17 protein-coding genes and 1 pseudogene are annotated in these 13,361 nt (G+C 72.5%); 7 read left to right on the forward strand and 11 right to left on the reverse strand.

Features of this window, described 5'->3' with window-relative positions:
• Positions 1 to 3: 3 nt before the first annotated feature.
• Positions 4 to 1,233: a PP2C family protein-serine/threonine phosphatase gene (locus ACZ60X_RS30225; RefSeq protein ID WP_469605080.1), complete on the forward strand. Its 1,230-nt coding sequence runs from the start codon at positions 4 to 6 to the stop codon at positions 1,231 to 1,233.
• On the opposite strand, the gene ACZ60X_RS30230 is transcribed toward ACZ60X_RS30225, so the two are convergent.
• A complete protein-coding gene (locus ACZ60X_RS30230) occupies positions 1,217 to 1,513 on the reverse strand; it encodes a hypothetical protein (RefSeq protein WP_469605085.1) in 297 nt (98 codons plus the stop codon). The genes ACZ60X_RS30225 and ACZ60X_RS30230 overlap by 17 nt on opposite strands.
• Entirely contained in the window at positions 1,510 to 1,731 is a 222-nt protein-coding gene (locus ACZ60X_RS30235) for a DUF6153 family protein (protein WP_469605087.1), read from the reverse strand. The genes ACZ60X_RS30230 and ACZ60X_RS30235 overlap by 4 nt, the downstream gene beginning before the upstream one ends.
• A 370-nt stretch (positions 1,732 to 2,101) precedes the next feature.
• Here ACZ60X_RS30235 and ACZ60X_RS30240 point away from each other — a divergent pair, with 370 nt between their 5' ends.
• Positions 2,102 to 2,827 carry a lysophospholipid acyltransferase family protein gene (locus ACZ60X_RS30240; protein WP_469605090.1) on the forward strand — a complete coding sequence of 242 codons (726 nt, stop codon included), beginning with the start codon at positions 2,102 to 2,104 and terminating at the stop codon, positions 2,825 to 2,827.
• A 146-nt stretch (positions 2,828 to 2,973) separates the two neighbouring features.
• On the opposite strand, the gene ACZ60X_RS30245 is transcribed toward ACZ60X_RS30240, so the two are convergent.
• From ACZ60X_RS30245 to ACZ60X_RS30275, 7 genes and pseudogenes are all read right to left on the reverse strand, one after another.
• Positions 2,974 to 3,735 (reverse strand): urease accessory protein UreD, encoded by a 762-nt coding sequence (locus tag ACZ60X_RS30245; protein ID WP_469605441.1) that lies wholly within the window; start codon positions 3,733 to 3,735, stop codon positions 2,974 to 2,976.
• Positions 3,732 to 4,409 carry an urease accessory protein UreG gene (gene ureG / locus ACZ60X_RS30250; RefSeq protein ID WP_469605092.1) on the reverse strand — a complete coding sequence of 226 codons (678 nt, stop codon included), beginning with the start codon at positions 4,407 to 4,409 and terminating at the stop codon, positions 3,732 to 3,734. The genes ACZ60X_RS30245 and ureG overlap by 4 nt, the downstream gene beginning before the upstream one ends.
• 48 nt (positions 4,410 to 4,457) lie before the next feature.
• Positions 4,458 to 5,132 carry an urease accessory protein UreF gene (locus tag ACZ60X_RS30255; RefSeq protein ID WP_469605094.1) on the reverse strand — a complete coding sequence of 225 codons (675 nt, stop codon included), beginning with the start codon at positions 5,130 to 5,132 and terminating at the stop codon, positions 4,458 to 4,460.
• Between the two features lie 10 nt (positions 5,133 to 5,142).
• Complete coding sequence (locus ACZ60X_RS30260) at positions 5,143 to 6,864, reverse strand: urease subunit alpha (RefSeq protein ID WP_469605096.1); 1,722 nt, start codon at positions 6,862 to 6,864, stop codon at positions 5,143 to 5,145.
• 112 nt (positions 6,865 to 6,976) lie between these two features.
• Positions 6,977 to 7,285 (reverse strand): annotated as a pseudogene (locus ACZ60X_RS30265) (urease subunit beta); the annotation flags it as partial.
• 11 nt (positions 7,286 to 7,296) lie between these two features.
• Positions 7,297 to 7,599 carry an urease subunit gamma gene (locus ACZ60X_RS30270; RefSeq protein WP_469605098.1) on the reverse strand — a complete coding sequence of 101 codons (303 nt, stop codon included), beginning with the start codon at positions 7,597 to 7,599 and terminating at the stop codon, positions 7,297 to 7,299.
• Between the two features lie 228 nt (positions 7,600 to 7,827).
• Positions 7,828 to 8,112 (reverse strand): type II toxin-antitoxin system Phd/YefM family antitoxin, encoded by a 285-nt coding sequence (locus ACZ60X_RS30275; RefSeq protein ID WP_469605100.1) that lies wholly within the window; start codon positions 8,110 to 8,112, stop codon positions 7,828 to 7,830.
• A gap of 88 nt (positions 8,113 to 8,200) precedes the next feature.
• Here ACZ60X_RS30275 and ACZ60X_RS30280 point away from each other — a divergent pair, with 88 nt between their 5' ends.
• The 3 genes from ACZ60X_RS30280 to ACZ60X_RS30290 all read left to right on the forward strand — a co-directional run bounded on the left by ACZ60X_RS30280 (position 8,201) and on the right by ACZ60X_RS30290 (position 10,206).
• The gene (locus tag ACZ60X_RS30280) at positions 8,201 to 8,836 is read left to right on the forward strand and encodes an ATP-dependent Clp protease proteolytic subunit (protein WP_469605102.1); all 636 of its coding nucleotides are present in this window, start codon (positions 8,201 to 8,203) and stop codon (positions 8,834 to 8,836) included.
• A 7-nt stretch (positions 8,837 to 8,843) separates the two neighbouring features.
• A complete protein-coding gene (locus ACZ60X_RS30285) occupies positions 8,844 to 9,149 on the forward strand; it encodes a hypothetical protein (RefSeq protein ID WP_469605104.1) in 306 nt (101 codons plus the stop codon).
• A gap of 583 nt (positions 9,150 to 9,732) precedes the next feature.
• On the forward strand, positions 9,733 to 10,206 hold the full coding sequence (locus ACZ60X_RS30290; protein WP_469605106.1) for a C40 family peptidase: 474 nt from the start codon (positions 9,733 to 9,735) through the stop codon (positions 10,204 to 10,206).
• Between the two features lie 130 nt (positions 10,207 to 10,336).
• Here the strand turns inward: ACZ60X_RS30290 and ACZ60X_RS30295 are convergent, their stop codons facing one another.
• Entirely contained in the window at positions 10,337 to 10,768 is a 432-nt protein-coding gene (locus ACZ60X_RS30295) for an ATP-binding protein (protein WP_469605109.1), read from the reverse strand.
• Positions 10,769 to 10,978: 210 nt separating this feature from the next.
• Here ACZ60X_RS30295 and ACZ60X_RS30300 point away from each other — a divergent pair, with 210 nt between their 5' ends.
• Both ACZ60X_RS30300 and ACZ60X_RS30305 read left to right on the forward strand, forming a co-directional pair.
• Positions 10,979 to 11,839 (forward strand): helix-turn-helix domain-containing protein, encoded by an 861-nt coding sequence (locus ACZ60X_RS30300; protein ID WP_469605112.1) that lies wholly within the window; start codon positions 10,979 to 10,981, stop codon positions 11,837 to 11,839.
• A gap of 15 nt (positions 11,840 to 11,854) precedes the next feature.
• A complete protein-coding gene (locus tag ACZ60X_RS30305) occupies positions 11,855 to 12,076 on the forward strand; it encodes a DUF397 domain-containing protein (RefSeq protein WP_469605114.1) in 222 nt (73 codons plus the stop codon).
• Positions 12,077 to 12,132: 56 nt separating this feature from the next.
• Here the strand turns inward: ACZ60X_RS30305 and ACZ60X_RS30310 are convergent, their stop codons facing one another.
• The gene (locus ACZ60X_RS30310) at positions 12,133 to 13,260 is read right to left on the reverse strand and encodes an 8-amino-7-oxononanoate synthase (RefSeq protein WP_469605118.1); all 1,128 of its coding nucleotides are present in this window, start codon (positions 13,258 to 13,260) and stop codon (positions 12,133 to 12,135) included.
• Positions 13,261 to 13,361 lie beyond the last annotated feature (101 nt).

A 13,361-nucleotide genomic window follows, 5' to 3' on the forward strand; every position in this document is an offset into this window, starting at 1 on the left:
GCCATGAACGACACGGCCATCGACTACGCGGCGGTGTTCCAGGCGCTGCCGAGCATGGTGGCGCTGCTGACACCGGATCTCGTCGTCGTGGACGCCAACACGGAGTTCCTGCGGCTGGCCGGGCGCGGCCGTGACCAGGTCGTCGGGCGCTACCTCTTCGACGTCTTCCCGGACCACCCGAACAACGCCGGCGCCTCCGGCATGCGCAACCTGGCCGCCTCGCTGGCCCGGGTGGCGGCCACGGGCGAGCGCGACACCATGGCCCTCCAGCGGTACGACGTCGAGAACCCCGAGCAGCCCGGGGAGTGGGAGGAGCGCTACTGGAGCCCGGTCAACTCCCCGGTGTTCGGGGCGGACGGCAAGGTGGTGCTGCTGGTGCACCGGGTCGAGGAGGTCACCGAGCTGATCCGGGCCCGCGGCGGCCCGACTGGCAGCCGGACCCGCGTCCTGGAGGCCGAGCTGTACACGCGCGCCCGCGAACTCCAGGAGGTCAACGAGCAGCTGCGCAAGGCCCACGCCCGCGAGCGCGAGGTGGCCCTCGCCCTCCAGAAGGCGATGCTGCCCGCCCGCCGGCAGGTCGGCCTCCATCACGCCGCCGTGCGCTACCGGCCCGCGGTCGGCGCGCTGAACGTGTGCGGGGACTGGTACGACATCGTGGACCTGGTCGGCGGCAACCGTATGTGCGTGGCCGTGGGCGACGTGGTCGGGCACGGTCTGGAGGCCGCCGGGGTGATGGGCCAGCTGCGCAGCGCGCTGAGCGCCGCCTGCCGGGTCGCCATCGGGCCGGGCGAGGCCCTGAACGTGCTGGGGCGGTACGCGCACGTCGTCGACGGCGCCGAATCGGCCACCGCCGTCGCGACGTTCATCGACTTCGACGACCACACCATCAGCTACAGCAGCGCGGGGCACCCGCCGCCGGTGCTCGTCCACGCCGAGGGCGGGGTGGAGTTCCTCGACCAGGCCACCGACCCGCCGCTCGACGCCCGCCCCGATCCGATCCCCCGCCCCCAGGCCTGGACCTCCTACACCGACGGCGCCACGCTCGTCCTCTACACCGACGGTCTCATCGAGCGCCGTCACGAGGACGTCGACACCGGTCTGGCCCGGCTCGCCGACTCGCTCGAGCGCCACCGCGGGGAGGACCCCGAGAGCCTCGCGGACGCGGTCCTGCTGGAACTGCTGCCGCCGGGGGGCGCGACCGACGACACGGCCCTGGTCATCGTGCGGCTGTGAGCCGCGCGCGCCGCGGGTCAGCCATGGCGGTGGCGGGGTCGTAGGCGCCCTTGGCCTTCTCGGCGCCGGCCATCTCGACGGCGCCCGATCCCCCCGAGTGGTCCATGCCGGCCGCCATCTCCAGAGCCTGCCGGTGGCGCGGCACCCTGTCCTGCGCGAAGGCGACGTCCTGGCCGCCGCTGCCGCCACCGCAGGCGGCGAGGGAGAGGACGGCGCTCGCGGCGACGGCGAGCTGTCCGGCACGGCGGGTCGGGGTGCGGGGCGGGGTACGGACGGTCATACGGGAACTCCCGTGGCCCTCAGGGGATTTCGACGACGCGTGGGCCGACCGCGACGCCCGCGCCGAAAGGGACGGGCGGGCGCGGCCGGCGGGGCGCTCTGGATCCGCAGGAGCTGGATTTCGGCCAGGGAGGGCGGGGCGCGGGCGCCGTCCGCTCCCGTCGCCGCCGTGGCCGTCGCCGCCGTGGCCGTCGTCCGCAGTGGTGAGCGCGACGGCATGCGCCTGGCCTATGTGGAGCGCGTGCCCCGCGACCCCGCCGGGCCCCCAGCGCGCGCACCCCCAAGAGCCCGACCAGCACGGCCGGCACGAGCACCACGCGCCTCCGCCGCGGTGCCGGGCGTCGGGGCCGTCGTACGGGGAGGGGGTGATTGCGGGTACGGGAGGGGGCCCACGGACGCGACCGCCGCGGCACGGCGCCGGCCTGACCGGTCGGACGGTGGGCGGTGGAGGGCGCGGGTGGGTATGAGGGGGTTGCGAGGCGGTTACGTATGACTGACGTATCACTGCAGCCGCGCGCGGTCCGGAGCCGGGATCATGTCCCGACGCGATCGGTGTGCCGCCGCGGCCCGGCGGAGTGAGGGGCGAGCCGTGTTCTACCACCTGCTCAAGTACGTGCTGCTGGGCCCCCTGCTGAGGCTGCTCTTCCGCCCCCGGATCGAGGGGCTGGAGAACGTGCCGGCGTCGGGCCCCGCGATCGTCGCCGGGAACCACCTGTCGTTCTCGGACCACTTCCTGATGCCGGCGATCCTCAAGCGCCGCATCACGTTCCTCGCCAAGGCGGAGTACTTCACGGGCCCGGGACTCAAGGGCCGGCTCACCGCCTTCTTCTTCCGCAGCGCCGGGCAGATCCCGGTGGACCGCTCGGGCAAGGAGGCCGGTCGGGCGGCGATCCGGGAGGGCCTCGGGGTGCTGGGCAAGGGCGAGTTGCTCGGCATCTACCCGGAGGGGACGCGCTCGCACGACGGACGGCTGTACAAGGGCAAGGTCGGCGTCGCCGTGATGGCGCTGACGGCGGGGGTGCCGGTCGTCCCCTGCGCGATGATCGGCACGTTCGAGGCCCAGCCGCCCGGCCGGGTCGTCCCGCGCATCCGGCCCGTCACCATCCGCTTCGGCAAACCCCTCGACTTCTCCCGCTACGCCGGTTTGGAGCGGGAGAAGGCGGTCCTGCGGGCCGTCACCGACGAGATCATGTACGCCATCCTTACCCTTTCCGAGCAGGAGTACGTCGACGAGTACGCGGCCGTCGTCAAGGAGCGGCAGACCGCGGAGAAGGGCGGGAAGGAGCGCCGGTTCCCGCGGGCGCCGCTCGGCTGACCTGCTGTGCCGACGGCATAAGGCCCCTGCCGGCAGGGGCACCGGGTGCCTAGGCTCGGCCCATGAAGAAGGCTGTGGTGATCGGGGCGAGCGGACAGATCGGCCGCCCGACGGTGGACGCGCTGGCGCGCGACCGCTGGGGCGTCTCACGTGCTGAGCAGATCCCGTGCCTCGTCCAGCAGCCGCCGCAGCCGCAGTGCGTCCGGCGCGACGGCGCTGACCAGGGCCGCGGGGCCCGCCAGCGGTACCAGCGCGGCGCACTCCCCCAGCACCTGCGCCCGGACCGGCGCTACGGCGAACTCGGGGCGTACGACGACGAGTTGGCCCACCGCGCGGTGTCCGGCCAGGACCGCCGGGCCGTCCCAGCCGCCCGGGGCGCCGGGGCCGCAGGCCAGTTCCTGGTCCAGGACGGCCCGGCCCGCGACGCGTACGGTCAGCCGGCTGGTGAGCCGGCCGGGTTCCTCTCCGGCCCGGCCCAGCACCTGCTCCTCGCGCAGGACGAGGCGGGCGCCGGCGGCGAGTTCGGCGCGGGTGGTGACATGCAGATCGCTGCCTCCTGCGGAGATCAACTGCTCGGGCAGCCAGTGCAGTTCGGCATCCTCGGCCACGTCGAGCCGGACGTCGTAGCGGGCCTCGCCCTTGGTCTGACCCGGCAGGGCGATGGTGGCGGCCGCCGAGCCGACGTGCAGCCGGGCGCCCTCGGCGACGCTCACGGTGAGGGCGAGGCGGTCGCCGCCGAGCGGGCCGCTCATCGCGCCGACGACCATGACCCTGGCCTCGCCTCCGGTGGCGCGGACACGGCGCAGGGCGAGGGGGCCCTCGCCGGCCAGCACGGGCAGCGCCGTGCCGCCGCGCCCGTCGGCGCGGGCGGCGATCCGTGCGTGGGCCCGGACGCCGGTGGTGGTCACGCCGTCCACGCGGCGAGCCGTCCGCGCACCCAGGCGGCGACGTCGGCGACCCCGCTCCCGCCGCGCAACGACTGGAAGACGACGGGGAGTTCGGCCCGCTGGGCCTTGGCGTCGGCGGCCATCCGGGCGAGGTCTGAGCCGACGTACGGCGCGAGGTCGGTCTTGTTGACGACGAGCAGGTCGGCGGTGGTGACGCCGGGGCCGCCCTTGCGCGGGATGTCGTCGCCGCCCGCCACGTCGATCACGAAGATCTGCGCGTCCACGAGCCCCTTGGAGAAGGTCGCGGTGAGATTGTCGCCGCCGGACTCGACGAGGATCAGGTCCAGCGGGCCGACCGCGTCCTCCAGGTCCTCCACGGCCTCCAGGTTGGCGGAGATGTCGTCGCGGATGGCGGTGTGCGGGCAGGCGCCGGTCTCCACGGCGGTGATCCGCTCCGGCGGGAGCACCGCCTCACGGAGCAGGAACTCGGCGTCCTCGCGGGTGTAGATGTCGTTGGTGACGACGGCGAGGGACAACTCGTCGCGCAGCGTCCGGCACAGCGCGGCGACGGTCGCGGTCTTCCCGGATCCGACGGGCCCGCCGAGCCCGATCCGCAGCGCACGGCGCGAGCCGTCGGGCCGGTGCGCGTCCGCGCTGACGCTGGCGGTGCCGGAGTGGGGGTGGTCGAGGTGCATGGGTGCGGCTCCAATGTGTGACACGGTTCAGGGGGCGCCGGGCTGGTTTCAGGAGGCGAAGAGGCGTACGGGCCAGGCCGCGTGCCACTCGGCGCCGACCTCCAGCAGTGGCCCGGACGCCGCCGGCAGTGCGTCGGCGCCCTCGGCCGCGGCCCTGCGCGCCGCCTCCACGGCCCGGTCCGCCACGCGCTCCAGCTCCGGTGCCAGCCGCGCGAGTACGCCGGTCGCGTCGAACGGGTCCAGGCTGAGCAGCCGTACGGTGGCCGTCGCCGGTCCGCTGACGCTCTCGTAGAGGGCGCAGTGGGCCGCGTCCTCGGGCGTGAGGCCGGCCGCCCGCGCGGCCAGCCCGAGGACCACCGGCTGGTGGGCGCCCTTGGGGAACTGCCGTGCGAACGCGTCGAGTTCGGGGGACGGCCAGCTCGCGCGGGCGGCCCGCAGCAGTTGCCGGCCGAGCCGGCGGGCGGCGGCGCGCAGCGCCGGGGAGGGGGTGCGGGCGTCGGCCGCCGCGTCCAACTGCCCGGCGTCCGCGCCGAGTACGGCGGCCGCGGCGAGCGCGCCCGCGACGAGACCGGCGGTGTGCAGCCGGCCCCGGCAGAAGTCCTCCAGGCTCGCGGCACCGGTGATCCGGCCCGCTTTGACGGCGGCCTCCGCCCCGCCGGAGTGCGCGTGCCCTCCGGCGGGAAAGCGGCCGTCGGCCAGGACGAGAAGTGCTGCCCTTGACATGGTGCGGCCTTCAGAAGAGGAAGTAGCGCTGGGCCATGGGCAGTTCGGCCGCCGGTGCCGCCTCGACGAGTTCGCCGTCGATGTGCACGGCGAAGCTGTCGGGGTCGATCCGTACGTCGGGCCGGGCGTCGTTCTCCCGCATGTCGGCCTTGGTGACCTGGCGCGTGGACTCGATCGCCACGAACCGCTTGCCGAGCTGCAGCCGCTCCGGCAGCCCGTCCTCGATCGCCAGCGGGGCGACGAAGTTGACCGAGTTGGCGGCCGGGGCGCGGCCGATCGCGCCGTACATCGGGCGCGGCAGGATCGGCTGGGGGGTGGGGATGGAGGCGTTGGCGTCGCCCATCTGCGCGTACGCGATCTGCCCGCCCTTGAGCACGAGGAGCGGCTTGACACCGAAGAACGCGGGCTCCCACAGCACCAGGTCGGCGAGCTTGCCGGTCTCGACGGAGCCGATCTCGGCGGCGAGGCCCTGGGCGAGCGCGGGATTGATCGTGTACTTCGCGACGTAGCGCCGCACCCGCCGATTGTCGGCTCGCCCGTCACCGGGAAGTGCCCCACGCCTGCGCTTCATGACATGCGCCGTCTGCCAGGTGCGCAGGATCACCTCGCCCACCCGGCCCATCGCCTGGGAGTCGGAGGAGATGATCGAGATCGCACCGAGGTCGTGCAGCACGTCCTCCGCGCCGATGGTGGACGGCCGGATCCGGGACTCGGCGAAGGCCAGGTCCTCGGGGACGGCGGGGTTGAGGTGGTGGCACACCATCAGCATGTCGAGGTGTTCCTCGGCGGTGTTGACGGTGTAGGGCCGGGTCGGGTTGGTGGAGCTGGGCAGCACGTTGGGCTGCGAGACGACGGTCATGATGTCCGGGGCGTGCCCGCCGCCGGCGCCCTCGGTGTGGTACGAGTGGATGCCCCGGCCGGCGATCGCGGCGAGGGTGTCGCCGACGAAGCCCGCCTCGTTCAGGGTGTCCGTGTGGATGGCCACCTGGATGCCCGTCCGGTCGGCCACGGTGAGCGCGGCGTCGATGACGGCCGGGGTGGACCCCCAGTCCTCGTGCAGCTTCAGTCCGGCGGCGCCGCCGCGGATCTGGGAGAGCATCGCCTCGTGGCTGACGGTGTTGCCCTTGCCGAGGAAGCCGACGTTGACCGGGTAGGCCTCCATTGCCTCCAGCATCCGGGCCAGGTGCCAGGGGCCGGGCGTCACGGTGGTCGCCTTGGAGCCCTCGGCGGGGCCGGTGCCGCCGCCGACCAGGGTGGTGATGCCGGAGGCCAGCGCCTCGTCGGCGACCTGCGGGCAGATGAAGTGGACGTGCGCGTCGATGGCCCCGGCGGTGAGGATCCGGCCGTTGCCGGCGATGATCTCGGTCTCCGGGCCGATGACCAGGTCGGGGTGGACGCCGTCCATGGTGTCGGGGTTGCCGGCCTTGCCGAGCGCGGTGATGCGGCCGTCGCGGATGCCGACGTCGGCCTTGACGACGCCCCAGTGGTCCACGACGACGGCGCCGGTGATCACGGTGTCGGGGGTGCCGTCGGCGCGGGTGGCGCGGGACTGGCCCATGGACTCGCGGATGACCTTGCCGCCGCCGAAGACGGCCTCGTCCCCGGAGCGGCCGGGGCCGCCGGAGCGGTCCTCCTCGATCTCGATCAGCAGATCGGTGTCGGCGAGCCGGATGCGGTCGCCGGTGGTGGGGCCGAAGAGATCGGCGTAGGCGGGACGGGACAGCTCAGACACCGGCTGCTCCGTTCTGCCCCAGACCCCGTCCGGGGGCGCCCCCGTCTTGGTCCGCGAGGCGTTCTTGAAGGTCGTCGGTCGTCTGCTGCCCGGCGGCGCCGCCTGCGTCGCTCGCATCGAGGGCACCCGCGGTCTCCCCGCGCAGTCCCGGCACGACGCGGGCGCCGGTGAGGGGGACGAGTTCGACGTCGACGGGGATGCCGGGTTCGAAGCGGACGGCGGTGCCGGCGGCGATGCCGAGCCGCTTGCCGCGGGCGGCGGCGCGGTCGAACTCCAGGCCGGGGTTGGCCTCGGCGAAGTGGTAGTGGGAGCCGACCTGGACGGGCCGGTCGGCTGCGTTCAGGACGGTCAGCCGGGTGACCTCGCGCCCCTCGTTGCAGACGACCGGGTCGTCCGCGAAGAGAACTTCTCCGGGAATCATCGCGGCGCCCCTCAGATGATCGGCTCGTGGACGGTGACGAGCTTGGTGCCGTCCGGGAAGGTGGCCTCAACCTGGACGTCGTGGATCATCTCGGGGACACCCTCCATGACGTCGTCCCTGGTGAGGATCTTGCGGCCGGAGGACATCAGCTCGGTGACGGTGCGGCCGTCACGGGCGCCCTCAAGGATGTGCGACGTGATGAGGGCGACCGCCTCCGGGTGGTTGAGCTTGAGCCCACGGGCCCGGCGCTTCTCGGCCACGTCGGCCGCCACGTGGATGAGCAGCCTCTCTTGCTCGTGCGGGGTCAGTTGCACGTCCCACCTCACAGTCCTCGCTCCGGACCGTGCGGGGTCCGGTTGCCGCAGCCACCGGCACAGGTCTAACACACGGACATATCGCGAGGTCAGCGACAATCCGGGCAGAAAAACCCCTGGTGACGTGGATCGGCAGGCTAGTTCGCCGGAGTTTCAACGACGTTAACCAGACCTTGATCATCCGATGACCGCGGAACGATCCACGCCTTACCCGTTCATCCGCACGGATCAGGAGGAGGCGGGACCCCGGTGCTCGGCGGCGATCCCGAACCGCTGCTGCCGTTCGCCCGAGGCGGAACGGGTCTCGTGGATCCGCGAGACCGAGCTGACGACCCGCTGCTCCTCGGCCGGCTCGTCCAGGGCGTCCAGCCGCTCCAGATCATCGGCCGAGACCAGCGCGACCAGCGGCTTTCCGTGCCGCGTCACCACGACGCGCTCACCGCCGTACACCACCCGGTTGATCAGGTCGGCGAGCTCTGCCCTGGCTTGCGTCACCGGAATCTCGTAACCCATACCCCCATTCTAACGTCACGTACGTCCTGTACATTTTTTACAGAAGTCGAGCCGCACCTGCGGCCGTGCCATGAGGAGGGGTATGTCCATGTCCCGCGCAATCGCCCGCTATGTTCTTCCGGAGTTCACCGAACGCACCGGCAGCGGCACGCGGACGCTCGATCCGTACGGCAAGCTCTTCGAGGACCGGATCGTCTTCCTCGGCACCCGGCTCGACGACACGGCGGCCAACGACGTGATGGCGCAGCTGATGTACCTCGAACACGCGGCCCCGGAGCGGGACATCACCCTCTACGTCAACTGTCCGGGCGGTACCTTCCAGGCGATGACCGCGGTCTACGACACGCTCCGCTACGTCAGCTGCGACGTGTCGACGTACTGCCTGGGCCAGGCCGTCTCCTACGCCGCGCTGCTGCTCGCGGCCGGCACCGCGGGCAAACGCTTCACGCTGCCCGGCGCGCGCATCGTCCTGGAACAGCCCCAACTGCCCGAGCCGGTGCGGGGCCAGCCCAGCGACCTGCTCATCCAGGCGGAGGAGTTGGCGCGGACGCGGGCGCTGACGGAGGAGATGCTGACGCGGCACACCGGGCGCACGGCGGAGCAGGTGCACGCGGACCTGGAGCGGGACCTGGTCCTGGACGCCCCGGCGGCCCTGGCCTACGGTCTGGTGGACGGCATCGTGCCCAGCCGGCGCGGCACGCCCGGCGCACCGGACGCGAGGTGAGCCGACGATGCTTCCGGAGCTGCCCCCGCTGCCCGCGCTGACGCGCGCCGAAGGGGACCTGATCGACCGTTACCTGGAGGCGGCCGACCTGCTGGGCAGGATCAACCCGGCCGCCGACGGCGACACGTACCGGGGTCTGCGTGCGGCTCAGGCCCTGGTGCGCAAGGCCGCAGAGCTGCGCGACGCCCTCGCGTTGATGCACCAGCGGGGCGAGACGGAGCTGCACGGTGACACGCTGGCACGGGCGCTTCGGGTGCTGGACGGAGAACGCCGTACCGCGCGCGTCGTGCTCCCGCCGGACGGCGTCCGCTGATCCGGACACCCGAGGGGTGCAACCGAACCACCGCGTCGACACGGAGGGTTCGGACCGGATCCCAAACGGCCCGAACGGCGTACCGCCGACCGGTGTATATGCAGATCATTTTCTCGGACTTCCGACTTGCGCACCGCGCGGGTCGGAAGATCGTCCGCGCATACGTCGTCCCAGGTCCGGGGCTACGCAGGGTTTCTGACGGCGCCTCGATCGGCGCACTGTCCACCCGATCGGGCGAGTGGTGAGTAACGCCACAAAGTCCCGGTTCCGTTGGGATTTTCCGACTGCCGTGGGTGAAGATCCCTGACTGACGACAAGCCCCCGCCGCTGTGGCGGGGCGATCCGGGCGGACGCCGAATCCTGCCGCCGCCCGGATGCCCGGTCGACAAGGAGTGGATCGGCAGGAGTGGAGGACCCAAGCAAGACGGGTTCGCCGGAGCGGACGTTCGCCTGTGCCTCACAGGCAGACGGCCGACAGGCTCCGAGCGGCCCTTGGGGTGAAGCCGCGGCAACGCGGCCGGGCACCTTCGCCAGCCCGAATCCGACAGGTCATCCTTCACAGGCGGCTGACGAAGGGTTGCGCATGACTGCGCTCAATCGTGTCCCGTCGCTCATGGCCCGGGCCGGTACGGCCTCGGCCCTCACCCTCGCCGCCGTGGGCGGCTCGATCGTGGTCCCCGGCCTTGCCACCGACGCCTCGGCCGCGAGCCTCGCGACGAAGGCGCTCCAGATCGCGGCCTCCAAGAAGGGTTCCCCGTACCAGTACGGAGCCACGGGGCCGCGCCGCTTCGACTGCTCGGGGCTGACGCTCTACTCGTTCAAGAAGGCGGGCAAGACCCTGCCCCGCACCGCCGCCGCGCAGTACAACACGACGCGCCACATCTCCGCCGGCAGCCGCAAGGCCGGTGACCTGGTGTTCTTCCACTCGGGTTCCAGCGTCTACCACGTCGGCATCTACGCCGGCCACGACAAGATCTGGCACGCTCCGAGGACGGGAGACGTCGTCCGGCTCCAGAAGATCTGGACCCGGAGCGTCTGGTACGGCCGGGTCAGCTGACCCCGCCGTCCGGCCCCCGGGAACGGCTCCAGCAGCGGGGCCGCTCCCCCGCACTCAGCACCGCCCCGGTGCCCGCCTGAAGCCCACGGGCGGCCCGGGGCCGCCGTCGCATGCCGCGCACTCCCCCGCCTCAGGGCACCGCCCGGACCACCCAGGGGAGTTCGATGGAGACCGTCTTGCCGCCCTCGCGGGTCGGGCGGACGCGGAGCTTGCCGCCGCACTCCGCGGTGAGCCAGCGGATGATGACCATGCCGCGGCCATTGTCCTGCTGGACGGCGGCGGGCAGTCTCTTCGGGAAGCGGGGATGACTGTCCGTGACGCCGATGCGCAGCTGTTCGTCACGGTCCAGCGCGATGTCGACCGTGAAGGTGGGTGACTGTCCGAAGGTGTGCTGTACGGCGTTCGTGGCGAGTTCGGAGACGATGAGACGGACGGTGTCGGCCGCTTCGGTGTCCGACGGCAGACCCCACTCCGCGAGGGTGCCCACGACGTAGGAGCGTGCGGCGGAGACCGAGGCGGGATCGCTCGGCAGAGTGACGGATGCTTCCAGAAGGTCTGCCATGGAGACGTCGTCCCTTTCCCGCGGGATCGCACCGACAAGGAGCGGTTGGTTCGAGTACGGTCCCGGACTGGTGCTTCTTCGTCAGACTGCCATCACCGGACGGTCACGGGGAGCGATCCACCAAGATATGCATATATCTGTCGCCCGAAGCGGTGAACTCTACGACGGAAGACCGTATTCGGGCGGCCCGGAAGGAGTAAGGAGGAGCCCATGCAGAACGGGCCGGCGGTGCGGCGCCGCAAACTGGGCGCCGAACTGCGCATGCTCCGTACCGGCGCTGGGTTCACGAGTGGTGAGGCGGCCCGGCTGGTCGGCTGGCACCAGTCGAAAGTGAGCCGTATCGAGACCGGTGCCAGCGGGGTGAAACCAGCCGATGTGCGCTCGCTGCTGGACGCCTACGGGGTGCGGGACGGGCATGTCCGCGAGTTGCTGCTGATGCTGGCGGGGTCGGAGGGGTCGGGCGACCGGAACGGCTGGTGGCACGCCTACCGGGGTGTGCTGCCGCCGGCCTACCGGGATTTCATCAGTCTGGAGTCGCAGGCGAGCGCGATGCGGACCCTGGAGACGACGGTGGTGCCGGGGCTGCTCCAGACCCCCGAGTACGCCCGCGCGGTGACCCGGGCGGCCGTGCCCGACCTGGACGAGGAGCGCCTGGACGCGCTGGTGGAGGTGCGGCTGGCCAGGCAGGACGTGCTGCGCTCGCGCCCTCCGCTGAAGCTGTGCGCGGTGCTGGACGAGGCGGTGCTGCGGCGCGAGGTGGGCGGGCCGGAGGTGATGGCCCGCCAGCTGGAGCGGCTGGCGGAGGCCGCCCGGCTGCCCCAAGTGAGCCTGCAGGTGCTGCCGTTCGGGGCCGGGGCCCATGTGGGCCTTACCGGCCCTTTCGTTATTTTCTCATTTCCGAGCACTTCTGATCTTGACGTGGTCGTTCTGGACCAATTGACGAGTAGCCTCTACCTGGAACGGAAAGAAGACCTCATGGCCTACTCCGAGGCCTTCAGCACCCTTCAGTTCCACGCCCTTTCCCCCGAGGACTCGTTGGACTACATCGCCGGGATAGGTGACGGCGCGTAAGGAGGCACGCCCCCCATGTCAGCACCGCCTCGGAACGTTCCTGCCAGTACCGACCTGCACGACGTGCGCTGGCTGCGCAGCAGCTACAGCACGGGAGCCAACAACTGCGTGGAGACGGCGCGACCGCGCTCCGGCCCCTGGGCCGGGCTGCTCGCCGTGCGCGACTCGAAGAGCCCGGCCGGGCCGGCGCTGCTGTTCCGCGCCGGCAGCTGGGCCGGATTCCTCGCCGCCCTCTGATCAGAACCGATCACTTGTAATCAGCCTGGTGTGAAGCACGGCCGTGTCACGCCGACTCATGGTCGCGTTTCGCCGATCACCCGTACAGCGCGTTCGATCTCCGCCCCGGACAGGTCCGCCCGGGCGGTCAGCCGCAGCCGCGAGATGCCGTCGGGCACGGAAGGAGGACGGAAGCAGCCCACGGCCAGTCCTGCCGTACGGCAGTCGGCCGCCCAGCGCACCGCCTGCTCCGGGGACGGAGCCCGCACCGAGACCACCGCGGCGTCCGGACGCACCGCTTCCAGACCCGCGGCGGTCAGCCGCGCGTGCAGCTCCGCGGCCACCTCGCGGGCCCGCGCCGCGCGCTCGGGCTCCCGTGCGAGCAGCCGCAGCGCCGCCAGCGCCGCACCGGCCGCCGCCGGGGCCAGGCCCGTGTCGAAGATGAAGGTCCGGGCCGCGTTGACCAGATGGTCGATCACCCGCGCCGGTCCCAGCACCACCCCGCCCTGACTGCCCAGCGACTTGGACAGGGTGGCCGTGACCACCACGTCGGCCGCGCCCGCGAGCCCTGCCGCGTACGGCGCGCCCCGGCCGCCGTCGCCCAGCACCCCGAGCCCGTGCGCGTCGTCCACGACCAGCCCGGCGCCGTACTCCCGGCAGGCCGCGGCCAACTCGGCGAGCGGTGCCGCGTCGCCGTCCACGGAGAACACCGTGTCGGAGACGACGATCGCCGCACCCGCGTGCCCGGCCAGGGCCTTGCGCACCGCCTCCGGGTCCGCGTGCCCGACGACCTGCCGCTCACCCCGGGCGAGCCGGCAGCCGTCGATCAGCGAGGCGTGGTTGCCCGCGTCGGAGACGATCAGCGAGCCGTGCGGGCCGAGCGCCGTGACGGCGGCGAGGTTCGCGGCGTAGCCGGAGGAGAAGACCAGGGCCGCCTCGAAGCCGCAGAAGCCGGCCAGCTCGCGTTCCAGCCGGGTGTGCAGCTCGGTGGTGCCGGTGACCAGTCGGGAACCGGTGGAGCCGCCGCCCCAGTCGCGGGCCGCCCCGGCCGCGCCCTCGACGACCTCGGGATGGCGGGCGAGCCCCAGGTAGTCGTTGCTCGCCAGGTCCAGCACGGGCGAGTCGGCGGGGCGCGGGCGCAGGGTCCGCACGAGTCCGGCGCGCCGGCGCGCCTCGGCCTGGTCGTCGATCCAGCCGAACGCCATGGGTCCTCCGGGGCTTTTGTAGGTAGCGGACAGACACTAGCGGCACGACCAGCCGCCCAGGGTGTGGCAATACCCACACGGTGAACCGTCTCCGTTGTGCA

The sequence above is a fragment of the Streptomyces sp. NPDC104106 genome, assembly GCF_055584345.1.